This is a genomic window from Actinoplanes oblitus (assembly GCF_030252345.1).
In the GTDB taxonomy this organism is placed as follows: Bacteria; Actinomycetota; Actinomycetes; order Mycobacteriales; family Micromonosporaceae; genus Actinoplanes; species Actinoplanes oblitus.
This window is the reverse complement of record NZ_CP126980.1, coordinates 7,310,978-7,334,527: the sequence shown is the minus strand read 5'-3', so window position 1 is coordinate 7,334,527 and position 23,550 is coordinate 7,310,978. Positions and strand designations below refer to the sequence as shown.

Genomic DNA, 23,550 nt, shown 5'->3' with positions numbered 1-23,550 from the left:
GGTAACGACGCCGACCAGTACCACCGCGACGTTCAGCGGTAGCCGGCCGCCGTGATGTTGGCCTGGACCGCGTTCTCCGTGGCGTCCGACGGGTAGCCGGCGACCATGGCGCCCTCGTAGAACGTGCCGGCGCTCTGGTTCGCGCCGCCGTCCGGCTTGCAGCAGTCACCACCGCTGCCGAGCACTATCGCGCCCTGCTTGCGCATCGGGCTGTAGCCGGCGGGCAGCGAGCCGTCCCACAGCGTGTAGAGGCTGCCGCTCTGGGCGTTGCTGCCCTTGATCGCGAAGCGGGAGGTGCCGTTGTTCTTCAGCGTCGCGGTCACGAACTTGCTGGTGAACGCGCGCTGGTTGGGGTTCCACGAACTGCTGCCACCGGGGAACAGGCCCCACTCGAGGTCGGCCTGCACCCAGGGCCCGGATCCCGAGCACCCGCCGAACCAGCAGCTCGTACCGAAGTAGATCGCGTCCATCGCGCCGGCCGCGTCGGCCTTGCGGGTGGTCTCGCTGTTGCCGTAGTCGAAGCAGCAGCCGCTGTTGACGTGGGTGCCGCTGGTGACCATGTACATGCCCTCGGGCGCGCTGCCGGTCGGGACGCCGGTCAGGTGCCCGTCCCGCCAGTAGCTGTTGCCCGGGTTGATGTAGAGCGAGTACGCCTTGGCGCCACCGACGCTCAGCGACTCGGTCGTCGCGACGGCGGGCCTGCTCTGCGGCGAGCCCGGCACGGCGGACGAGCCCTGGTACCACAGGTCGTTGCCGTGCCCGGACTGGTCGTAGAGGACGGTGATCACACAGGTGGTGCCGGCGCAGAAGGAGTCCTGGCTCGCGGCGTCCGCCACGCCCCCGCCGAGGGCGGCGATGTTCCGGGTCGCCGCGTCGGAGGAGCGCCGGACCTGGTAGAGATTTCCACGGTACGAGCTGTAGAGCGCCCGCACCGTGCTGTGCGCCGCCACGCAGGGGGTGCCGCCGGCCGCGTAGATGTCGCAGGTTCCGCCGGTGGTCCCGCCCGGCGTGACCTGGGACCACTGCTGGTTGGCCTGCCCGTTGCAGGCCCACAGGATGATCTTGGTGCCGTTGGCGGTGCCGGCCGCGTTGGCGTCCAGGCAGCGGCCGGACTGCACGCCGGTGATCGTGCCGTCGGCGTTGACGTTCCACTGCTGGTTGGCCTGGCCGTTGCAGTCCCAGACGACCACCGCGGTGCCGTTGGCGGTGCCCTGCCCGGAGGCGTCCAGGCACTTGGTGCCGTACACCGTCAGTTGTTTCGCGGTGGTGTAGGTCCAGGACTGGCCGGTGGCGCCGGAGCAGTCGTACAGCTGCGTCTGCAGGCCGTTGGTGCTGCTCGAGTTCGGTACGTCGAGGCAGCGGCCGGACTGGCCACCGACGATCCGGGTGGGGGTGCCGACGGTGGCGGCCCGTGCGGGGCTCGGCCCGGTGCCGACGATGCCGGCGGTGAGCAGCAGGCTCAGCGCGGTGGCGAGAACGGTGCGAAGTGTCCGGCGGGCCATCAGCTTCGTGTCCATTTCTGGTTGTCGCCGCTGTTGCAGGTCCAGACGATGACCGCGGTGCCGTTCGCGGTTCCGGCCCCGGTGGCGTCCAGGCACAGGCCGGACTGCACGTTGGTGACGGTGTTGTCGGCGTTGAGGTTCCACTGCTGCCCCGCCGCGCCGGTGCAGTCGGTGATCACCGCCCGGCTGCCCGAGCCGCCCGCGTCCAGGCACTTGCCGCCGTACACCTGAAGTTGCCTGCCGTTGGTGAGGGTCCACTGCTGGTTGGCGCCGCCGTTGCAGTCCCACAGCGCCAGTTGCGTGCCGCTGGCCTGCGAGTTGTTCGGGACGTCCAGGCATCGGCCGGCGTTGACGTTGCGCAGCGCCAGGGAGGTGCCGCCGCCGGTGCCGGCGGTGATCCGCAGGTTGTCGAACTGCGCGGTCTGGCCCTGGCTGGTGCCGATGCCGGCGAGGCCCGCGCCGAAGGTGGCGTCGCTGACCGTGCCGAGCACGGCGCCGTCGACGGTGGCGGTCAGCGTGCTGCCGGAGAGGGCGAGGGCGACGGTGTGCCAGCGGCCGGTGCCCAGCGCGGTGGTGGTGCCGCCGCGCAGGGTGGTCGTCTGCGCGGAGGTGTTGGTGCGCAGGATCGACCAGGCGCCGCCGTCGCTGACCCGCAGGTGGTAGGCGTTGAGCGCGCCCGGGTTCATCAGCTCCTGACCGCCGACGCGGCCGAGCAGCTCGACGTACCCGGCTCGTTCCAGCATGACGTCGGACTGGACGGTGTAGTTGGTCCAGGCCGTGTTGCCCAGTTCGGCGTACGGGTCGCTGAGGGTCTTCCAGGTGATCGGCGCCTGGGTGCTGGTCTGCCGGACGCACGTCCCGGAGCGTCCGGCACCGCACGCGGCCGCCTCGAAGGCGCCCTGCATGTCCATCAGGTACCTGGCCTCACGGCCGGCGGTGTAGCCCTCGAAGTCGTCGCTGTAGGGCAGTGCCAGCGAGCCCTGGCCGGGGCTGGTGGCGCTGCCCTTGCCGCCCCCGGTCGTGGTGGTGACGGTGTACTGGTGGCCCGGCTGCACGGTCAGCGAGTAACGCCCGCCGGACGGCGTGATGTCGGCCTGGCGGACCAGGAGGTCGGCCGGGTTGTTGGAGTTGAGGTTGGACGCCCACACGTGCACCGGTCCGGTGGACAGCCCGCCGGTGACGTTGAGGTCCAGCGTCTGGGCGGCGGTGGCGTCGACGGTCTCGATGACGGTGCTGTAGTCGGTGTTGTTCGGCGACTTCATCGTGACGTAGCTGCCGTTGTTGCGGTTCCCGCCGAGGTAGCCGGAGGAGCTGTCCAGGTACTTCCAGCCCGGGGCGGTGAACTGGGTGGTGTGCGCGATCGCCCAGACGTCCTTGCCGACCGAGTAGTACCCCGACCAGGGCTGGTTGGCCAGCACCAGGCCCACCGTCGACCACAGGTTGTTCGGGGTGGTGGAGGCGACCAGGTCCCAGTTCAGGTAGCCGGTCATCTTGGCGTCGAGGTAGACCCGGTTGATGCCCCGGGCCAGCGGTTTGGCGCCGCCGTTGTAGTCCTGGGACCCGTTCTCGCTGGACCACAGGGCCTTGCCGGAGTTGATGGCGGTGCCCGAGGAGTTGCAGGTCTTCTGGTCCGACAGGTACCCGCACGAGTAGTGCACGCCGATCGCGTCCACGGCGTCCCGCAGGGCCTGGTTGCCGGCGAACTGGTCGGCGGGCGAGTACGTCCAGTCCTCGGCCACCTCGATCCTGACGTTGCCGTACCCGTTGGCGTTGAGCGCGTTGCGGACGGCGATCGTCGTGGCGGCGTTCCACTGCCGCTCGTTCTGCGCGGGCACCAGGTAGTCGATGCTCAGGTTGTGCTGCCTGGCGCAGCCGAGCCAGGACAGCAGGTAGCCGGTCAGGTCGCTGGAGAGGAAGGTGCCGTTGCCGATCCAGCCCGGCGCGCCCCACGGCAGGCCCATCAGCTTGATGGCGGGATTGCGGCGCTTCGCCTCCTCCATGATCCACCATTCGTAGCCGCGGTTGCAGTCGAGGTCGCCGCGGAAGTGCGCGTGGCTGGGCTCGGCGCCGCTGGTGGAGTTGGTGTCGCCGCCGATCTCGACCTTCAGGACCTGCAGGGCGGCGCCGTAACCGGGCTTGAACAGGTAGTCGAGAACCTGCCCGCGCTGCGGCTCGGGGTAGTCGATCAGCAGGCGGCTGTTGCCGCCGCCGCCGCTGACCGCGCCCACGCCGTCGAACGTCCGGCCCGCTGACGCGCCGTTGAGGGTGATCGCGGTGGCGGCCTCGGCGGGTCGCGCGAACCCGCCCACGACGCCGGTCGCCGCCAGCGTGCAGCACACCGCCAGCAGCGCACGGGGGAGCAGTCGTTTGATCGGGGGCGGGACGGAGGGCGCCCGGCGACGGCCGGTTGCCGGGGCTGCGTCAGTACGCATGCGGTACTCCATGGGGATGGGGTGAGGCCCTGGGGGCGGGCCAGGTAATACGTCGTACGTTAGGACGTCAATAGTCCGAGGTCAATGACTCGATCGTCGCCTATAAACTGACTCATTCGGGCCCCGCCGACCTGGGTATTCATTTTCGACGACTCGGCGGGGGAGCCGCGCATAACACTTTCCGGGAAATCATTTCCGTGCTTTCCCCGAGTTGATGATTCGAGCGCGGAAGTGGCTCTGACCATGGGAACGTGCCGGTCTGAGGCCGGTCGACGCCCCATCCGAATCACGTCAAATGAAACTTGTCGATGTCCGGTCTGTTGCATCGGTGAAAAATCAGTGATGATACGTCACACCTATCGAAGGGCATCGAGGCGTCGACCGCCGGTCCCTCGTCCGTTCACCGGTGACGACAGCGGCCCGGTGTCCCGGAGGAATCCGCCTCGCCATCGGCACCGTGGCAAAAGGAGTTGTGTAATGGTGCGGAAAAGACTCGCCATCGTGGCTACCGCGATCAGCGCGGCGATAGTCCTCGCCCTCGCCGGCACCTTACCGAGCGGCGCGTTCGCCGGGGCGGCGAACACCGGGGCCGCGGCGCCGACCGCCGGCTGCGGCAGGGCTCCCACGCTGGCCAGCGGCAGCCACACGATCACCAGCAGCGGTCGGAACCGCGGCTACATCCTGCGGGTGCCGGCCGGCTACGACAACAACCACGCGTACCGGCTGGTCTTCGGCTTCCACTGGAACGGCGGCACCGCCGGCGACGTCGACTCCGGTGGGACCGACGGCTACAACTGGTCGTACTACGGGCTGCGACGGCTCGCCGACGCCGCCGGCAACGGAACCATCTTCGTGGCACCGCAGGGCATCAACAACGGCTGGGCCAACTCCGGCGGTCAGGACATCACCTTCGTCGACGACATGCTCCGCCAGCTCGAGGCCGGTCTGTGCGTCGACACCGCACAGATCTTCTCCTCGGGCTTCAGCTACGGCGGCGCCATGAGCTACGCGCTGGCCTGCGCCCGGCCCACCGTCTTCCGTGCCGTCGCCGTCTACTCCGGCGGCAACCTCAGCGGCTGCGGCGGCGGCACCCAGCCGGTGGCCTACATCGGACTGCACGGCATCCGGGACAACGTGCTGCCCATCGCCAGCGGCCGGGCCCTGCGCGACACCTTCGTCCGCGCCAACGGCTGCACCCCGCAGAACCCGCCGGAGCCCGCCTACGGCAGCCTCACCCACATCGTCACCGGGTACTCCGGATGCCGCGCCGGTTACCCGGTGGTCTGGGCGGCCTTCGACGGCGCCGGCCACGATCCCGGCCCGCGCGACGGCTGCACCTGTGACGGCTGGCAGACCTGGACCTCCGGCGTCGTCTGGAACTTCTTCACCCAGTTCGGCAGCAGCACCCCGCCCAGCTCGCCTCCGCCCGGCGGCGCCCAGCAGCTGGTGGGCGAGCAGTCCGGCCGGTGCGCCGACGTGCCGAACTCCTCGACCGCCAACGGCACCCAGGTCCAGCTCTGGGACTGCTCGGGCGCGGCCGGCCAGCGCTGGACCTACACCTCCGGACGGCAGCTGCAGGTGTACGGCACCAAGTGCCTCGACGCGAACGGCCAGGGCACCGCCAACGGCACCGCGGTGATCATCTGGGACTGCAACGGCCAGGCGAACCAGCAGTGGAACGTCAACGCGAACGGCACCGTCACCGGCCAGCAGTCCGGACTGTGCCTGGACGCCAACGGTGCCGGCACCGCGAACGGCACCCGGCTGATCCTGTGGGCCTGCAACGGCGGCGCCAACCAGCGGTGGAGCCCGCGCGGCTGAGCGCCGGCGATCCCCATCCCCACGTTGAGGAGAGGCACGTGTCAAGACCCGAAGTGTCCACATCGCGAAGGCGGCTGCTGGCCCTGACCGCCGCGGCGGGGCTGGCCGCGGCCCTCGGAGCCGTGTCCGCGGCGGCGCCCGCCCTGGCCGCCCCGACGACCGTCTACGCCTCGCCCACCGGCACCGGCACGAGCTGCTCCAGCGCCCAGCCGTGCTCCCTGGCCGGCGCGCAGGCCGCCGTCCGATCGCTGAACGACGCGATGTCCGACGACATCGTGGTGCAGCTGGCCGACGGCACGTACCGCCTGCCCGCGCCGCTGCGACTGACCGCCGAGGACTCCGGCTCCAACGGCCACACGGTGGTGTGGCAGGCCGCGCCGTCGGCTCATCCGGCGATCAGCGGCGCGCGGGCGGTCACCGGCTGGACCCAGGCCGACGCGGGGCGCAACATCTGGCGGGCCGACGTCGGGGCCGGGACCGACACCCGGCAGCTCTACGTCAACGGCGCCGTCGCGACCCGGGCGCGCACCGCGGTGAACCGGTCCGACTTCACCGCCACCAGCAGCGGCCTGCGATTCGGCAACAGCGCGCTGAACTACCTGAACAATCTGGCCGACCAGGGCCGGATCCAGATGGAGAGCATCGGCTCGTTCACCGACCGCTACGTGTCGGTGCAGAGCATCAGCGGCAACTTCATCACCATGCAGCAGCCGGGCTGGAACAACAACACCTTCGGGTACGACACGTTCACCAGCCCGCACCGAGCCGGCCCGCTCTACCTCAGCAACGCGTACGAGTTCCTGGACGCGCCCGGCGAGTGGTATCTCAACCGGGGGACCGGCGCGCTCTACTACATCCCGGCGGCCGGTCAGAACATGAGCACCGCCGATGTGGAGCTGCCGGTCCTGCAGTCCCTGGTGGACGTGGGCGGGACCTACGACGCGCCGGCGCACGACGTGACGTTCACCGGGATCACCTTCACCGGCACGAGCTGGCTGGGACCCAGCAGCAACCAGGGTTACGCGGACCAGCAGACCGGCGCGTACGTCACCGGCAACTGGAACTGGCCGGCGCTGACCGCCTGCCAGGAGGGCTGTACGCAGTTCGAGGCCACCCGCCCGAACTGGAGCCAGATGCCCGCCGCGGTCCAGGTCTCCGCGGCACACCACATCACCTTCAGCGGTGCCCAGTTCGTCAACCTCGGGCAGATGGCCATCGGCATCGGCAACGACGCCAACGCCCACGCCAGCGGGGTCGGCCTGGGCGCCGGCGACATCACCGTCACCGGATCGGAGATCGCCCGGAGCACGGCCGGCGGCATCGTGGTCGGCGGGGTGCGCGCCGACGCCCACCACCCCGGCGACTCCCGGATGGTCAACCGGAACATCACGATCAGCAACAACCGCATCCACGACCTCGGCCTGGAGCACCGGGGCAACGTGTCGGTCCTGACCACGTACGTCAGCACCGCCACGCTGTCGCACAACGAGGTCTACAACATGCCGTACTCCGGCATGTCGGTCGGCTTCGGCTGGGGTGCCAACGAGCCCGGCGGCAGCACCCAGTACGCCAACCGGGGCCTGTACAACTACCAGCCGCGGTACACCACCGCCACCACCGCCGCCAACAACCGGGTCATCGGCAACTACATCCACGACGTGATGCAGCAGACGACCGACGGCGGATGCATCTACACGCTGTCGTGGAACCCGGGCGCCCTGATCAACGGCAACTACTGCCTGCGGACGAACGGCTGGTTCGGGCTCTACTTCGACGAGGGCTCCAAGTACTACACGGCCACCGGCAACGTGTTCTCCGCGATCGGCACCTGGGCGACGGCCAACTACTGGGGCGGGGAGAACATGGGCAACTTCACCGTCACCGGCAACTGGGCGAGCAGCAGCGCCACCAACGTGACCAACGGCGATCGCGGCAACGTCGTGAACAACAACGTCACGGTCACCAACGGGAACTGGCCGTCCGGCGCCCAGGCCGTGATGGCGTCGGCCGGGCCGCAGGGTGGCAGCAGCCCGCCGGGCAAGCAGATCGTCGGGGTGCAGTCCGGCCGCTGCGTGGACGTGGCCGGCGGCGCCACCGCCAACGGCACCGCGACGCAGCTCTGGGACTGCACCGGCGCCACGAACCAGACCTGGACCTACACCTCGGGCCGGCAGCTGACCACGTACGGCGGGACCAAGTGCCTGGACGCCAACGGCCAGGGCACCAGCAACGGCACCGCGGTCATCATCTGGGACTGCAACGGCCAGCCCAACCAGCAGTGGAACGTGAACAGCAACGGCACCGTCACCGGCCAGCAGTCCGGGCTGTGCCTGGACGTCACCGGCGCCAGCACCGCCAACGGCGCCAAGCTCAACCTCTGGACCTGCCACGGCGGTACGAACCAGCAGTGGACCCTGCGGTGACGGGCGGCAAGGCGCGGGATCGCGTCCGCGGCCTCCGGCACCTGCTGGCCGCCCTCGGCGGTGCCGGGATCCTCACCCTCGCCCTGGCCGGATGCGGCGGCGGCGACACCGGCGCCACCACCGGCTCCTACGGATTTCCCCAGGCCGCCCAGGACGACAAGGCCGCGATCACGGTGTGGGTGGACGCCGATCGGACGAAGGCCGCCGACGCGTTCAAGAAGGCCCATCCCGAGGTCGCGGTCCAGGTGGTGACCTACGACGGATCGGCGAACGGCTCCAACTCCTTCCGTACCAAGATCCAGCTCTTCGATCGCACCGGGAGCGGCTGGCCCGACGTGGTGTTCTCCACCCAGAACAACGACGCGGCCTGGGCCGCCCAGCGGGGCAACGGCAAGCAGGCGTACGCCGCGGTGCTGAACAGCGGTCTCGTCCCGCAGGACACGCTCGGCAAGTTCACCGCGGGCGCGCTGAACCCGTGCACCGTCGACGGGAAGGTCTACTGCCTGCGCAACGACCTCGCCCAGGCGGTCCTGTGGTTCAACAAGTCGCTGTTCGACCAGTTCGGTTACCGGGTGCCGGCCACCTGGCAGGAGTACCAGGCCCTGGGGGAGCGGGTCGCCCGGGAACATCCCGGGTACATCGTCGGCACGGTGGGCGACGCGTGGACCCCGGAGGTCTACTTCTGGAGCAGCAAGTGCCAGGCGAACGACATCACCGGACCCAAGGCCGTCACGGTGAACACCGGCACCCCGCAGTGCCGGCGCGCCGCCGCGATGCTCGACGTACTGATCAGGAACGGCACGACGCCGAACGTCAGCGTCTTCGCACCGGAGTTCGTGACCAGGTACTCCGGCAAGGTGCTGATGATGCCCGGCCCGGCCTGGTACGCCGGCGCCATCTTCAACAATCCGCAGTCGCTCAAGGTCCCGGCCGGGCAGCTCGGGGTGGCCCCGCCGCCGGCCTGGCCGGGTGAGGACGCGGTGACCGGCAACGTCGGCGGCGGAACCTGGTTCGTCAGCAGCCACTCCAAGAACCTCAAGGCCGCCGAGGCGTTCGTCGAGTTCGCCACCACGGCGGACGACTATCAGGTGGCAGTCGCTCCCGGCTATCCCGCGTACGGCCCGGCCGCCCAGAAGTGGGTGACCAAGCAGGAGTCGAGCGGCTACTACGCCACCGACCTGCAGCCCGTCGTGACGGCCGGCGCGTCGATCTGGAGCGGCTGGGGTTCGGGAATCTTCAGCCAGGAGGCGATCTGGGCCAAGACCATGACACCGGCGATCGCCGGCGGCAAGAGCCTGGTCGACCTTCTCCCGGCCTGGCAGACGGCGATCAAGAACCAGGCGCGGGTCGACGGGTACACCGTCACATGACGGTCGTCGACGAGACGGCGGTGCCGGTGGCCGTGGCGACCGCCCGGCCGGCCGGCCGCCGTGCCAACGTGATGGGCTATGGTTTCGTCGCCGTCTACGCGCTGCTGATGCTGGTCTTCGGGCTGCTGCCGGTGCTCTACGCCGGGTACCTCGGGTTCACCGACGACACGGGCCGCTTCGCGGGGCTGGCGAACTTCACCAGGGTCGCCGGCGACTTCCGCTTCTGGCCCGCGGTCTCGCACGTGGCGCTGTACCTGCTCGTCTGGCTGGTCGCGCTGGTGGTGCTGGTGACCGCCCTGGCGATCGTCGTGCACGCCATCAGGATCCGCTGGCTCGGCGGCGCCCTCCGGTTGGTCTTCTACCTGCCGGGCGCGCTGGCGGGTGCCTCGAGCGTGCTGCTGTGGCTGTTCGTCCTCGACCCGACGGCCAGCCCGGTGCGGCCCCTGCTCCGCCTGCTCGGCTTCGACAGCTTCGTGCAGGTCGTGGTGCCGGGAAACCTGCCGGTCGTGTTCGCGGTGATCGCCTTCTGGACCGGCGCCGGCGGCTGGATCGTGATCATGTACGGCGCCCTGAACAACATCGGCGCCGAAGTGATCGAGGCGGCCCGGGTGGACGGCGCGAGCGTCGTGCAGATCGCCTGGCGCATCCAGCTACCGATGCTCCGTAGATGGATCTCGTACATGTGCGTCATGTCGCTCGCCGCCGGCACGCAGCTCTTCGTCGAGCCGCAGCTGCTCGCCCAGGCCAGCAACGCCGTCGTGCCGAACGACTACTCGCTCAACCAGCTCGCCTACCAGTACGCGTTCCAGCAGAACGACTTCAACGGGGCCGCGGCGATCTCGCTGCTGCTGCTCGTCGTGGCCCTCGCGCTGTCGGCCGTCTTCGTGACGCGCGGCGGCCTGTTCGAGAAGGGGTGAGCCGATGGCGGCGCAGCACACCCGCTCGCCGGCGGGACGCCTGTCCGGCGTCAGCGGATGGAGCGGCCGGGCGATGGTCGCGGTCGTGCTGGCGGTGTTCGTGGTGTTCTTCGCCGTGCCCATCGTCTGGCTGCTGCTGGCCACCACGAAATCCGCACGGGGCTTGAGCACCGGCAACCCGTTCACGCCCGGCGGCGCCGGCGACCTCTCGGCCAACGCGGAGCAGCTGTTCGGATTCCAGGACGGCGCGGTCGTCACCTGGATGTCCCATTCGGCGATGTACGCCCTCGGCGCGCTGGTCGTCACGCTGGTGGCGAGCATTCCGGCGGGTTACGCGCTGGCCCTGACCCCGTTCCGGGCACGGCGGCTCCTGCTGGTGCTGACCCTGATCGTCATGCTGATCCCGAACACCGCCCTGGTCCTGCCGATCTTCCTGGAGCTCAACGCGGTGGGCCTGATCGGCAGCCCGCTCTCGGTGATCCTGCCGATGTCGTTCTTCCCGTTCGGCGTGTACCTGACCTACCTCTACTTCTCCACGAGCATGCCGCGTGACCTGCTCGCCGCCGCCCGGATCGACGGGTGCCGGGAGATCCAGGTCTTCACCCGGATCGCCCTGCCGCTGGCCACGCCGATCGTCGCGCTGGTCGCCTTCTTCAGCTTCGTCCAGAACTGGAACAACTTCTTCCTGCCCTTCGTCATGCTGCCGTCCAGCGACGGATATCCGATGCAGGTCGGACTGACCTCGCTGCTGGCCTCGACCCCCGCGTTCAACCCCAGCTCGGCCGGCTCGCAGTCGGTGCAGCTGCCGGCGCTCGCCCTGGCGACCGTGGTCTCGGTGCTACCGGTGCTCGTCGTCTTCCTGGTGTCACAACGCTTCCTGGTCGCGGGCATGACAGCCGGCGGGACCAAGGAATGAGCCGCACCTCTGCCGACCGGGAGCCACCATGAAAGTCACCGGCTATCGCAGCCTGTCGACGACGCACGACTGGGGCCGGCTGACCGGCGACGCCAACGGCGTCATGCCCGGGCCGCGTACCGACGTCCACGTGCTGATCCTCGAGACCGACAACGGCCTGGAAGGCGTCGGGGTCGGCCCGCACGGCGACATCGACCGGGTGTTCGGCGCCGTCGAGGGCGAGGACCCCCGGGCTGTCACAGCGCTCTACGACCGCATGCTGAGCTGGGTGTTCAAGACCGGGCACGCGGGCGCGGCGTTCGGGACGATCGGCGCCGTCGACATGGCGCTCTGGGATCTCAAGGCGAAGGCGGCGGGCGAGCCGCTCTGGCGGACCCTGGGGGCGCTGGACCGGTTCGTGCCGGGCTACGCCTCCGGCCTCGACATCGCGCTCGACGACGACGCGCTCGTCGAGCTCTACCGCGAGTACGCCGATCGCGGATTCAGCTCGGCCAAGCTCAAGGGCGGCCTCGACGTCACGCACGACCTGCGCCGCCTGCTGGCGGTCCGCGACGTGCTGAGCCGTAACTCGAGGCATCCGGCGCTCATGGTCGACGTCAACGAGTCGTGGCACCGTACGCAGGCGGTGCGGTTCGTGTGCGAGCTGGAGCGGACCATCGACCTCGCCTGGGTCGAGGAACCGGTGCGCCGATGGGACGCGGCCGGTCTCGCCTCGGTACGGCAGCACATCCGTGCCGCCGTGGCCACCGGCGAGAACCTCACCGGCCTGGAGCAGTACCGGCCGCTGCTGGCCGCCGACGCCGTCGACGTCGTCCAGGTCGGCAACGTCTGGGGCATCACCCACTTCCTCCGGGTGGCCGCCGTCGCGCACAGCCACGACCTGCCGGTGAGCCCGGTGTCGTACCACGCCAACCCGGTCGCCCACGCCGCCGCCGCGGTGCCCAACCACCTCTCCTTCGAGGTCCAGCACCTCGGCTCACCGATCGGGCTGCGGATCGATCAGGAGATCATGGACGGCGGGATCGTCCTCGGAGACCAGCCGGGGATCGGCATCCGGGTGGACGAGGAGCGGATCGACAGCGTACGGACCGCCGGCCCGGCCGCCGGGGTCACCGGGCCGCACGTCCGGCCGGAACGGGCCGGCCTGCGGTTGGTCCCGGATCCGCCGTGGTGAGTCACGCGGCGCTCTCCGGCGGCGCGGCCGGGCGGCGCCGCTGCCACGAGTTGACGATGTGGTCACGCATCGCCCGTTCCGCACCCGCCACGTCGTGTCTCGCGATGGCCTCGACCACCCGGCCGTGCTCCTCGAGGGTCGACGTGAAGGCTCCCTCGTAACCGAGACCCTGGTATTTGTTGCTCTCCAGGGCCCGGCGGTACAGGCGTTTCGTGATGTTCTCCGCCAGCCGGTTACGCGAGATCTCCATGACCGTGAAGTGGAAGACGACGTCCTCCTGCCGGAAGGCGTCACTCTCCTGGCGCATCTCCCGCATGGCGTCCAGCACGTGCTCGATGCGCGCCAGCTCCTCCGGCGTGTGACGCGCGGCCACCGCGCCGGCCATGGCCGACTCGAGGTTGCCCCGGACGATAGTGAGCTCGTCGAGGATGCCCAGCGAGTCGTCGTTGTCGATCAGCGCGGAGAGAATGGTGGGATCCAGCATGTTCCACGACCCGGACCGGGTCACCTGCGTGCCGCGGCCCTGGGCCACGACGACCAGCCCCTTCTCCTCGAGGCGTTTCACCGACTCGCGGATCACCGTGCGGCTGACGCCGAAGTGTTCGCTGAGCGGTCCCTCCGGGGGTAACAGGCCGCCTTCGGGAATCTCGCCGGTGACGATGAGGTCGACGAGCTCGTTGGTCACCACCGCACCCAGTCGTTCCGGACGGCGACGGGGAGGAAGAGTCAACCTGCCGGGCTGGGTTGCCATGACGCAAATATACGGCCGGCACGGTGGTGGGGAAGCCGTGGCGGGCGGTTGCGCAGGGCAGGTCCGCCGATCTGGCTGACCGGCTCGTCGTGCCGCTATCACCGCTGCCGGAGCGGACGGACGATCTGCACGGGGCAGTCGGCGTGGTGCAGCAGTTGCAGGCCGGTGGAGCCGAGCAGAGTGCCGGCGAGGACGCCGTGCCCGTGGTTGCCGACGATGACGAGCCGGGCGCGAGAGGACACGCCGATCAGCGCGGAGGCGGCGCTGTCGTGCGACAGCAGCGCCTTCACCGGCACATCGGGGTACTTCTCCTGCCACGGCGCCAGCTGGGCCAGTAGCCGGTCGTGCTCCGCGGCGTCCTCTTCCGGCGTGGTCAGCTCGGTGACCGGGACGCCGGCGAGGTAGGCCATGGCCGGTATCGGGCGGCTGCGGATGACGACGAGATGGCTGTCGTGCCTGGCGGCCGCGTCGAACGCGGCGTCCATCACCAGGTCCGCCGCGGGGGAGTCGTCCACGCCGGCGACGACCGGTCCGTCGGCGACATCGGGACGGCCGCGGACGACGACCACCGGGCCGGAGGCGTGGGTGGCGAGCCGCTGACTGACCGAGCCGAGCAACAGTCCGGCGAATCCGCCGCGTCCCCGGTGACCGACCACCAGGAGTTCGGCGTCACCGGTGTCGAGGAACTGGGCGGCCGGATGCCCGATCAGCACCTCGGTCCTGACCCGGACCCCCGGTGCCGCCTCGCGGGCGAGGTCGGCGGCGGCGGCCGGAACGGCTTCGGCGAGCCGGCGTGCCGTGGTGAACAGCGAGCCGTCGAAGTCGTACCGGCTGGTGTTCCCGTCCCAGTCCAGAACGTGCACGATGCGCAGCGGCGCCTCACGGGCCACCGCCTCACGGGCCGCCCACCTGACTGCCGGCGTGCTGGTGTCGACGCTGTCGACGCCGACGACGATCGGACGCTCGTTCATGGCTGCTCCTGTCTTGGTCATCTCCTCTCATCGTCACCACGGTCCATGCCGGCCAGCAGGGCGGAACGGCACCTCCGGGCGGGCCGCCCGGCCCGGCCCGGCACCACGAGCGGATCACGGTCGCGCGTCGTAACCAAGGTCGGGACCGGACGGGACCTTCGGCCCTGATCTGCCCGCGGCGTGATCGCCAAGACTCGGGGCATTCGTGGAAAGGACCCCGTTGTGGACGCGCTCGACCTGGCTCGATGGCAGTTCGGCATCATCACCGTCTACCACTTCCTGTTCGTGCCGATCACGATCGGGATGTCGGCTCTGGTGGCCGGCCTGCAGACCGCCTGGGTGCGTACCGGCAAGGAGCACTACCTGCGGGCCACCAAGTTCTGGGGCAAGCTCTTCCTGATCAACTTCGCGATGGGCGTGGTCACCGGCATCGTGCAGGAGTTCCAGTTCGGCATGAACTGGAGCGACTACTCGCGCTTCGTGGGCGACGTCTTCGGCGCGCCGCTCGCGATCGAGGGACTGCTCGCCTTCTTCCTCGAGTCGACGTTCCTCGGCCTGTGGATCTTCGGCTGGGACAGGCTGCCGAAGAGGCTGCACCTCGCGACGATCTGGCTGGCGTCGGCCGGGACGCTGCTGTCGGCGTACTTCATCCTCGCCGCCAACTCCTGGATGCAACACCCCGTCGGGTACGAGGTGAACCCGGCGACCGGCCGCGCGGAGCTGCACAGCATCGGCGCGGTGCTGACGAACTCGACGACGCTGGTCACCTTCCCGCACACGATCACCGCCTGCTTCCTGACCGGCGGTGCGGTGCTGCTCGCGGTCAGCGCCTGGCACCTCAAGCGCGGTAACCAGGTGGACGTGTTCCGGCCCAGCCTGAAGCTCGGCGCCTGGGTGGTGCTGATCGCCGGCGTCGGCGTGCTGATCACCGGCGACCTGCAAGCGCGGGTCATGACCGAGCAGCAGCCGATGAAGATGGCCGCGGCCGAGGCGCTGTACGAGACGTCGAAGCCGGCGAGCTTCTCGATCTTCACCATCGGATCGCTCGACGGCGACGAGGAACTGGCGAGCGTGCGCGTCCCGTCACTGCTCTCCTTCATGGCCACCGGCAACCCCGGCGGCGAGGTCGAGGGGATCAACGACCTGCAGACCGCGTACGCCGAGAAGTACGGTCCCGGCGACTACAAGCCGTACGTGCCGGCCACCTACTGGTCGTTCCGCCTGATGATCGGGTTCGGTGGACTCGCCGTGCTGGTCGCCGCGGCGGCGCTCTGGTTCACCCGCCGGGGGCGTACCCCGTCGAGTCGCTGGTGGTGGATCGCCGCGATCGCCTCGATCGGCATGCCGCTGGCGGCGAACTCGTTCGGCTGGATCTTCACCGAGATGGGCCGCCAGCCGTGGACGGTGTTCGGCGTCTTCACGACCGCGCGGAGCGTGTCGCCGTCGGTCGGCGCCGGCTCGGTGGCCACCTCGCTCATCGTGCTGACCCTGCTCTACGGCGTACTCGCCGTTGTCGAGGTCGGGCTGTTCGTCCGCTACGCCCGCGCCGGGGCGCCGGAGATCCCGCCCGAGGCGGACAACGAGCCTGACGACCGCCCGCTGGCCTTCGCCTACTGAACGGGAACACCGACATGGAACTCACCACCGTCTGGTTCGCCCTGATCGCCGTCCTCTGGGCGGGCTACTTCCTGCTCGAGGGATTCGACTTCGGCGTCGGCATCCTGCTGCCGGTGCTGGCCCGCGACAACCGGGAACGCCGTCTGCTGATCAATACGATCGGCCCGGTCTGGGACGGCAACGAGGTGTGGCTGCTGGTCGCCGGCGGTGCCACGTTCGCCGCCTTCCCCGAGTGGTACGCGACCCTGTTCTCCGGCTTCTACCTGCCCCTGCTGATCATCCTGGTCGCGTTGATCCTGCGCGGCGTCGCGTTCGAGTATCGCGGCAAGCGCGACGACGACACGTGGCGGCGCCGCTGGGACGCCTGCATCATCGGCGGCAGCCTGGTACCGGCGATCCTCTGGGGCGTCGCCTTCGGCAACATCGTGCGCGGCGTACGCCTGGACGCGGATCACGAGTACGTCGGCGGCTTCTTCGAGCTGCTCAACCCGTACGCGTTGCTCGGCGGGCTGACCACGCTGACGTTGTTCGTCCTGCACGGCGCGGTCTTCCTGGCCCTCAAGACCGGCGGCGAGATGCGTGAGCGCGCCGGTCGGCTGGCCGAGCGGCTCGCCCCGCCGGCGATCCTGGTGGCCGGCGGCTTCCTGGCCTGGACCGCGCGCACGCATCACGACGTCACCGGTTGGCTGATCTTCGGGGCCGCCGCGGCCGCCCTGGCCGGTGCCGCCTTCGCCACCCGGTCGCGGCGCGAAGGCTGGGCGTTCCTGGCCACCGGGGCGACGCTGGTGCTCGCGGTGGCCGGCTTGTTCGTGACGCTGTTCCCGGACGTGATGCCGTCCAGCGTCGCGGCGGCCAACAGCCTGACCGTCCACAACGCCGCGTCCACCCCGTACACGCTCAAGGTGATGACCTGGGTCGCTGTCGCGTTCACCCCGCTCGTGCTGGCCTACCAGGGCTGGACCTACTGGGTGTTCCGCAAGCGGCTGACCGTCGAACGGATCCCGGCGTGAAGCCGCTCGACCCGCGGCTGCTGCGGTACGCCCGCGGCACCCGCACCTACCTCGCCGCCACGGTGGCGCTCGGCGTGCTGCTGGCCGTCCTGATCGTGGGCCAGGCAACCCTGCTGGCCCACGGCATCACCGCCGTGTTCCTGGACGGCGCCGACGTACGCGCCCTGACTCCCACACTCGTCGCGCTCGCCGCCGTGGTCGCCCTCCGAGCCGCCGTCGCCTGGGCGCAGGAGGCGACCGCGGCCCGCTCGTCGGCCGCGGTGAAGCGCGAGTTGCGCGGGCGGCTGCTGGCCCACCTCGCGGCCCTCGGCCCCGGCCGGGGACCGGACACCGGGGCGGCCACCACGTTGATCACCCGGGGGCTCGACGCGCTGGACGCCTACTTTGCGCGCTATCTCCCTCAGCTCGTCCTGGCGGTCCTCGTGCCCGCCGTGGTCCTGGCCCGGATGCTGCCGGCCGACCTCACCGCCACCGTGACCATCGTGCTGACCCTGCCCCTCATCCCGGTCTTCATGGCCCTGGTCGGCCTGCACACCGAGGCCGCCAACCGGCGCCAGTTCCGCCTGCTCACCCGTCTGTCGCACCACTTCCTCGACGTGGTCGCCGGCCTGACCACGCTGAAGATCTTCGGCCGGGCCGGCGCGCAGGCCGCCAACATCCGCCGGGTCAGTGCCGAGCAACGCCGGCTCACCATGCGGACGCTGCGGGTGGCGTTCCTGTCCTCGCTCGTGCTGGAACTGCTGGCCACCCTGTCGGTGGCGCTGGTGGCGGTCGGTGTCGGGCTCCGCCTGGTGTCCGGCCATCTCGACCTGTCGACGGCGCTGCTCGTGTTGATCCTGGCGCCGGAGGCCTATCTGCCGTTGCGGCAGGTGGGCGCTCACTACCACGCCAGCGCCGAGGGGCTGGCGGCCGCGGAGGACGCCTTCGCCATCCTCGAAACCCCGCTGCCCGCGGCCGGTACCGGCCCGGTGCCGCGCGGCACGATCGTCTTCGACGACGTGGTGGTGCGGTACCGCGGACGGGTCGCGTTGCGGCTCACCGCCACCGTCGAGCCGGGCGAGATCGTCGCCCTGACCGGGCCGAGCGGCTGCGGCAAGTCGACGGCCCTCGACGTGCTGCTCGGTTTCGTCACGCCGCACCACGGCCGGGTCACGGTCGGCGGCGTCGATCTGACCACTGTCGACCCGGCGGCGTGGCGGACCGGCGTCGCCTGGATGCCGCAGCGACCGTACCTGTTCGCCGGCACGATCCGTGAGAACATCGCCCTCGGCCATGGCACCGCGGCGACGCCTCCGCTCCCGCCCGGCCGCGATGTGGTCGCCGCGGCGCGATCCGCCGGTGTGGACTCGTTCGCCGCGGCCCTGCCCGACGGCTACGACACCGTGCTGGGCGACGACGGTGCCGGGCTGTCCGCCGGGCAACGGCAGCGGGTCGCGCTGGCCCGGGCCTTCCTGCGCGACGCGCCTGTCGTGCTGCTCGACGAGCCCACCGCCAACCTCGACACCGCCACGGCGGACGACGTGATGGCCGCGATCCGGCACCTGGCCCACGGCCGTACGGTGATCCTCGCCGCCCACCGCCCGGAGTTGATCGCGCTGGCCGACCGGGTCATCGACCTCACGGCGCAGCCGGTGCTGGTGAGTGTCTCGTGAGCCGGCTTCGCCCGCTGTTGGCCGCTGCCGGTCCCGCCACCGCCGGACTGCTGCCGGCCGTCCTCGCCGGTGCCGGGGCGGCCGGTGCCGCGGTGGGGCTCATGGCGGTCTCCGCCTGGCTCATCTCGCGCGCCGCCCTGCATCCGCCGGTCCTGCACCTGATGGTCGCCATCGTGGCGGTGCGGGCGTTCGGCCTCAGCCGCGGCGTCCTGCGCTACGTCGAGCGGCTGACCGGCCACGACGCCGCGCTGCGGGTCCTCGGCCGGCTGCGGGTACGGGTCTTCACCCGGCTCGCCGACCTCGCCCCGGCCGGGCTCGCCGGCTACCGCCGTGCCGACCTCGCCCACCGCCTGGCCGCCGATGTCGACGCGGTGCTGGACATGCTGACCCGGGTCGTGCTGCCCTACGCCGTCGCGACTCTGGTCGGAGCCGGGTCGGTGGTGCTGGTCGGCGCGTACTCGAAGCCCGCCGCACTCGCGCTCGCCGGCGGGCTGCTGCTGGTCGGCGCGGTCGTCCCGGCGGTGCGGGCCCGCGCCGCGGGCCGCGCCGACGGACGGCTCGCACCGCTGCGCGCCGAGCTCGCCATCGGCACCACCGAGCTGGTGGAGGGTCTGCCCGACCTGCTCGCGTACGGTGCGAGCGGCGCCCGCCTCACCCGGCTCGCCGACACCGGCGTGCGGCTGGGCCAGGCCGAACAGCGCTCCAGCGCGATGGCCGGCCTGGCCGCGGCCGTGACCGCCCTGGTCACCGGCATCTGCCTGCTCGTGGGTCTGGCCGCCGGAGCGGTAGCGGTCCGCGCCGGCGCTCTCCCCGGTGAACTGCTCGCCCTGGTCGTGCTCACCCCGCTCGCGGTGTTCGAGACCGCCGCCGGCCTGCCCGCCGCGGCGCAGCACTTCGCGGCGGCTCGTGCCTCGCTGCGCCGGCTGGCCGACGTGCTCGCCACACCGGTGCGGATCACCGCGCCCGACGCGCCCGTGGACCTGCCGGACGGCCCGCACACCGTACGTCTGGAGGCGGTCACCGCCGGCTGGACTCCCGGCCGCGCCGTGCTGCACGACGTCGACCTGGAGCTGCGGCCCGGCGCGCGGGTGGCGCTGGTCGGCCCGAGCGGCTGCGGGAAAAGCACCGTCGCGGCGCTGCTGGTCCGCTTCCTCGACCCGACCACCGGCCGGGTCACCCTCGACGGCATCGACCTGCGCCGGATCGCTCCGGAGCGGCTCCGGCAGATCGTCGGCTACCTGCCCGATGACGCCCACCTGTTCGACACCACCATCGCGGCGAACCTGCGCATCGGCCGCCAGGGCGCCACCGACGAACAACTGCGCGACGTGCTGGCCCAGGTCCGCCTTCTCGACTGGGTCACCGGTCTGCCCGACGGCCTGGCGACGCTCGTCGGCGAGCACGGCCGCGACCTGTCCGGCGGCCAGCGCCGCCGGCTCGCCCTGGCCCGGGCGTTGCTCGCCGACTTCCCGGTCCTCATCCTCGACGAACCCACCGAGCACCTCGACGACGACACCGCGGCCACGCTGCTCGACGACCTGCTGGCCGCCGCCGGTCATCGCACGGTGCTCCTCATCACCCACCGCACCGACCTCGGCCCCCGCGTCGACGAGGTGCTCGACCTGGGTCAGCGCCCGGCCGCGGTGGCAGCCGGGCGAGGCGCCGGTGGCTGACCCGGAGGGCTCCCGAGCCGGGCCGGCCGGGCGGCGGTGGCGCGCCGGGTGGGAATCCGGCCGGGCCGGGTGATCAGGACGGCAGGGCCGACTCGATTGCGGTGATCACCTCGGGGGCGTCCGGCGCGGTCTGCGGGGCGAAGCGGGCGCGGACCGTGCCGTCCGGGCCGACCAGGAACTTCTCGAAGTTCCAGCGGATGTCGCCGGTGTGGCCGTCGGCGTCGGGGTGGTCGGTGAGCGTCACGTAGAGCGGGTGCCGGTCGGCCCCGTTGACGGCGACCTTCTCGGTCATCGGGAACGTCACGCCGTACGTGGCGCTGCAGAACTCGGCGATCTCGTCGGAGGTGCCCGGTTCCTGACCGCCGAACTGGTTGCACGGTACGCCCAGCACGCTGAAACCCCGGTCCGCGTAGCGCTCGTGCAGCTGCTCCAGCGCCGCGTACTGCGGGGTCAGGCCGCACCGGGAAGCGACGTTGACGACCAGGGTGACGGTGCCGCGGAACTGTTCCAGATCCAGGGGCTTACCGTGCAGGTCGGCGATCCGGATGTCGTAGACGGGCGCTTGCGACACAGGTCCTCCTGTTGCTTGCCGGAGTGGATGGTGATCCACGAGAAGAAGCGTAACGGCTCCCCGGGAGTGCCCGGGAACCGCTGTGAGCCGTATATCGCGGGCGTATTCAAAAGTTCATACGCCGCCGCTACGGCGCGCCATCTCTAATAGAGGCATGAACCACAGCACGCGCCGTACTCGGAGCGTCGTGTTCGCCGGCCTGGCACTACTCGGGCTGATGAGCGCGGTGTACGCCGTACGGCGGCCGCTCCTGATGTCCGCTCCGCGGTGTTTGGGCGGGCACTGGCACGGTTGCTACGACACCGAGAACGGTGTGGTGCTGATGATGCTGGTGGGGCTGCCGTTCGCCGTTCTGCTGGCATGGGCGCTGGCGACCTGGCGGCGCGCTGCCGGTGCGGTGTCGGCGTGGCGCTCGTCGCTGGCCGAGGTGGGCATGGTCTACGGGACGGTCCCCATGGTGTGGCTGACCCTGATGCCGGGGCCCGGGGCCGGTGTCGTCCCCGGCCGGCTGAGCCTGGTGCCGCTGCGCGACCTGGCCACGATGGGGCCGATCGGGATCGGGGGCAACCTGCTGATCTTCGCGGCGCTGGGGTTCTTCGCGCCGATGCGCTTCGCGGTGCTGGCGTCGTTGCCACGGATCCTGGCGCTCGGGGCGGTCTGCTCGATCCTGGTGGAGACCGCGCAGTACGTGTTCCAGCTGGACCGGGTCTCGTCGATCGACGACGTGCTGGTGAACGCGGCCGGTGCGGCGCTCGCCGGGCTCTTGTCGCGCCGCTGGTGGCGGACCGCGGCGGAGACGCGGTCGGATCAGCGGCACCGTGCCTCGGTGGCTGTCGAGTAGCTCTCAGCGGGGCGTTCGCCGCCCGATCCGCCGTCGGCGCCCGATCATCGGGCGCCGCTTCACGGTGCGGCCTTCCGCACCTCATGGACGCCCCGGGGCTGATGTCCCCCCGTGCATCGGCCCCGGGGCTCAACGCGACCTCGGCGAGGCCGCTGAGGGCGAGGCTGCTGAAACGAGGCCGCTGAAACGAGGCCGCTGAGGGCGAGGCCGCTGAGGGCGAGGCCTGCCGGTGCGATCGCCGAGGAATTCGCTGCGCGAAGGCACCGGAGCGGTACCAGGCGGACTACTCGCCGTAACCTATCGTTGGCGTATCGAAAACCGCATACATGCTGGCAACACCGGGTGGCCTTGACTGGGCGGCATGAACTTCCACGAATCAGTCGACGCCGGTGGTGAAGCATGATTCCGCTCAGCTTGGCGGAGATCGCCGAGGTGGTCGCTGGGACCGTGGTGGGGGATCCCGCGGTGACGGTGACCGCTCCGGCGGTGCTGGACGGGCGGGAGGCCCAGCCGGGCGGCCTGTTCGTCGCGTTCGACGGTGAGCGCGTCGACGGTCATGGCTTCGCCGGTCAGGCCGGTCGGGCGGGTGCCGTCGCGGTGCTCGGTTCCCGGCCCACCGAGCTGCCCACCGTGGTGGTGCCGGACGCGCGGGCGGCGCTGCAGACGCTGGCGGCATTTGTCGTCGGCCGCCTGCGGGACGGGCTGACAGTGGTCGGGGTGACCGGGTCGCAGGGCAAGACCAGCACCAAGGACATGCTGGCGGCGGTGCTCGCCATGGCGGGGCCGGCCGTCGCCACGGTCGGCTCGCTGAACAACGAGCTCGGGGTGCCGATCACCATGCTGCGGGTCACTCCGGAGACCCGGTTCCTCGTTCTCGAGATGGGCGCCCGGCACATCGGCGACATCGCCAAGCTGACCGATCTGGTGGCGCTCGACATCGCCGTCGTGCTCAACGTCGGCGTGGCGCATCTCGGCGAGTTCGGTTCCCGGGACGCGATCGCGAAGGCCAAGGGCGAGCTGGTGCAGGGGCTGGTGCCCGGCGGGACAGCCGTTCTCAACGCCGATGATCCGCGGGTGGCGGCGATGCGTTCGCTGACCGACGGGCCGGTGGTGACCTTCGGCTACGGCGACGCGGACGTCCAGATCCGCAGTCTGACCCTGGACCGGCTCGGCCGCCCGTCCTTCACGCTGCGGGTCCGCGGCAGCCGCGAGGTCGCGCCGGATGAGCCGCAGGCCGGTCGCCGGAGCGACGCCGCGCCGGATGCGCCGCGGACCGATGGCGGCGAGGTCGCGCCGGACGGGCCGACCGGCGGCAGCGGCGACGCTGCGCCGGACCTGCTGCCGGCCGGGCGCGGCTCCGTTTCGGTTGCGCTGCCGTTCATCGGCGCGCATCAGGCGATCAACGCCGCGACCGCCGTCGCGGCCGGGCTTTCGGCAGGTGTCGCGATCGAGGCGGCGGCCGCGGCGCTGGCCACCGCCGAGCTGTCGAAGTGGCGCATGGAGCTGCGCGACCTCAGCGGCGGTGCCACGCTGATCAACGACTCCTACAACGCCAACCCCGACTCGACCCGCGCCGCTCTCGACGCGCTGGCGGCCATCGCGGGCGGCCGGCGCATCGCCGTGCTCGGCGAGATGCGTGAGCTCGGCGACGACAGCAAGGCCGAGCACCGCGCGATCGGGGAGTACGCCGCGCTCGCCGCCGACCTGGTCGTCGTGGTCGGCGAGGCGGCCGCTCCGATCGCCGACGGGGCGGGGGAGCGGGCCGTAGCACTGGCCGACAACGACGCGGCCATCGGCTGGCTGCGCGACCACCTCGCCGCCGGTGACGTGGTGCTGGTCAAGGCGTCCCGGATGGCACGTCTCGACGAGGTCGCCGACGCGCTCGGACAGTGGACGGCATAGCGCCGTG

General features: G+C 71.0%; 17 protein-coding genes. 12 read left to right on the top strand and 5 right to left on the bottom strand.

Features of this window, described 5'->3' with window-relative positions:
- Nucleotides 1-32: 32 nt before the first annotated feature.
- Complete coding sequence (locus tag Actob_RS32625; protein WP_284915714.1) at nt 33-1,517, bottom strand: arabinofuranosidase catalytic domain-containing protein; 1,485 nt, start codon at nt 1,515-1,517, stop codon at nt 33-35.
- On the bottom strand, nt 1,502-3,934 hold the full coding sequence (locus Actob_RS32620) for a ricin-type beta-trefoil lectin domain protein (RefSeq protein ID WP_284915713.1): 2,433 nt from the start codon (nt 3,932-3,934) through the stop codon (nt 1,502-1,504). The genes Actob_RS32625 and Actob_RS32620 overlap by 16 nt, the downstream gene beginning before the upstream one ends.
- Before the next feature lie 477 nt (nt 3,935-4,411).
- Here Actob_RS32620 and Actob_RS32615 point away from each other — a divergent pair, with 477 nt between their 5' ends.
- The 6 genes from Actob_RS32615 to Actob_RS32590 are packed head-to-tail and all read left to right on the top strand — an operon-like array spanning nt 4,412 to nt 12,555.
- On the top strand, nt 4,412-5,755 hold the full coding sequence (locus Actob_RS32615; RefSeq protein WP_284915712.1) for an RICIN domain-containing protein: 1,344 nt from the start codon (nt 4,412-4,414) through the stop codon (nt 5,753-5,755).
- A gap of 38 nt (nt 5,756-5,793) precedes the next feature.
- The gene (locus tag Actob_RS32610) at nt 5,794-8,178 is read left to right on the top strand and encodes a ricin-type beta-trefoil lectin domain protein (RefSeq protein ID WP_284915710.1); all 2,385 of its coding nucleotides are present in this window, start codon (nt 5,794-5,796) and stop codon (nt 8,176-8,178) included.
- Nucleotides 8,163-9,548 carry an ABC transporter substrate-binding protein gene (locus Actob_RS32605; protein WP_284915708.1) on the top strand — a complete coding sequence of 462 codons (1,386 nt, stop codon included), beginning with the start codon at nt 8,163-8,165 and terminating at the stop codon, nt 9,546-9,548. The genes Actob_RS32610 and Actob_RS32605 overlap by 16 nt, the downstream gene beginning before the upstream one ends.
- Nucleotides 9,545-10,465 carry a carbohydrate ABC transporter permease gene (locus Actob_RS32600; protein ID WP_284915706.1) on the top strand — a complete coding sequence of 307 codons (921 nt, stop codon included), beginning with the start codon at nt 9,545-9,547 and terminating at the stop codon, nt 10,463-10,465. Before Actob_RS32605 ends, Actob_RS32600 begins: the two co-directional genes overlap by 4 nt.
- A 4-nt stretch (nt 10,466-10,469) precedes the next feature.
- Entirely contained in the window at nt 10,470-11,381 is a 912-nt protein-coding gene (locus Actob_RS32595) for a carbohydrate ABC transporter permease (RefSeq protein ID WP_284915704.1), read from the top strand.
- Between the two features lie 28 nt (nt 11,382-11,409).
- Nucleotides 11,410-12,555, top strand: a complete 1,146-nt coding sequence (locus Actob_RS32590; protein ID WP_284915702.1) for a mandelate racemase/muconate lactonizing enzyme family protein — start codon at nt 11,410-11,412, stop codon at nt 12,553-12,555.
- A gap of 1 nt (nt 12,556) precedes the next feature.
- On the opposite strand, the gene Actob_RS32585 is transcribed toward Actob_RS32590, so the two are convergent.
- Nucleotides 12,557-13,240 carry a FadR/GntR family transcriptional regulator gene (locus Actob_RS32585; RefSeq protein WP_284915700.1) on the bottom strand — a complete coding sequence of 228 codons (684 nt, stop codon included), beginning with the start codon at nt 13,238-13,240 and terminating at the stop codon, nt 12,557-12,559.
- A 164-nt stretch (nt 13,241-13,404) separates the two neighbouring features.
- Nucleotides 13,405-14,277 (bottom strand): universal stress protein, encoded by an 873-nt coding sequence (locus Actob_RS32580; protein ID WP_284915699.1) that lies wholly within the window; start codon nt 14,275-14,277, stop codon nt 13,405-13,407.
- Nucleotides 14,278-14,499: 222 nt separating this feature from the next.
- Here Actob_RS32580 and Actob_RS32575 point away from each other — a divergent pair, with 222 nt between their 5' ends.
- From Actob_RS32575 to cydC, 4 genes are read left to right on the top strand one after another with little or no spacing between them, the layout of a single operon-like run.
- Complete coding sequence (locus tag Actob_RS32575; RefSeq protein WP_284915698.1) at nt 14,500-15,894, top strand: cytochrome ubiquinol oxidase subunit I; 1,395 nt, start codon at nt 14,500-14,502, stop codon at nt 15,892-15,894.
- Between the two features lie 14 nt (nt 15,895-15,908).
- On the top strand, nt 15,909-16,904 hold the full coding sequence (gene cydB, locus Actob_RS32570; protein ID WP_284915697.1) for a cytochrome d ubiquinol oxidase subunit II: 996 nt from the start codon (nt 15,909-15,911) through the stop codon (nt 16,902-16,904).
- A complete protein-coding gene (gene cydD, locus Actob_RS32565) occupies nt 16,901-18,556 on the top strand; it encodes a thiol reductant ABC exporter subunit CydD (protein WP_284915696.1) in 1,656 nt (551 codons plus the stop codon). The genes cydB and cydD overlap by 4 nt, the downstream gene beginning before the upstream one ends.
- Entirely contained in the window at nt 18,553-20,229 is a 1,677-nt protein-coding gene (gene cydC, locus Actob_RS32560; RefSeq protein WP_284915695.1) for a thiol reductant ABC exporter subunit CydC, read from the top strand. The genes cydD and cydC overlap by 4 nt, the downstream gene beginning before the upstream one ends.
- Before the next feature lie 73 nt (nt 20,230-20,302).
- Here cydC and Actob_RS32555 read toward each other — a convergent pair whose 3' ends face one another.
- A complete protein-coding gene (locus tag Actob_RS32555) occupies nt 20,303-20,800 on the bottom strand; it encodes a glutathione peroxidase (RefSeq protein WP_284915694.1) in 498 nt (165 codons plus the stop codon).
- Between the two features lie 154 nt (nt 20,801-20,954).
- Here Actob_RS32555 and Actob_RS32550 point away from each other — a divergent pair, with 154 nt between their 5' ends.
- Both Actob_RS32550 and Actob_RS32545 read left to right on the top strand, forming a co-directional pair.
- Nucleotides 20,955-21,641: a VanZ family protein gene (locus Actob_RS32550; RefSeq protein WP_284915693.1), complete on the top strand. Its 687-nt coding sequence runs from the start codon at nt 20,955-20,957 to the stop codon at nt 21,639-21,641.
- 399 nt (nt 21,642-22,040) lie between these two features.
- Complete coding sequence (locus Actob_RS32545) at nt 22,041-23,543, top strand: UDP-N-acetylmuramoyl-tripeptide--D-alanyl-D-alanine ligase (protein ID WP_284915692.1); 1,503 nt, start codon at nt 22,041-22,043, stop codon at nt 23,541-23,543.
- Nucleotides 23,544-23,550 lie beyond the last annotated feature (7 nt).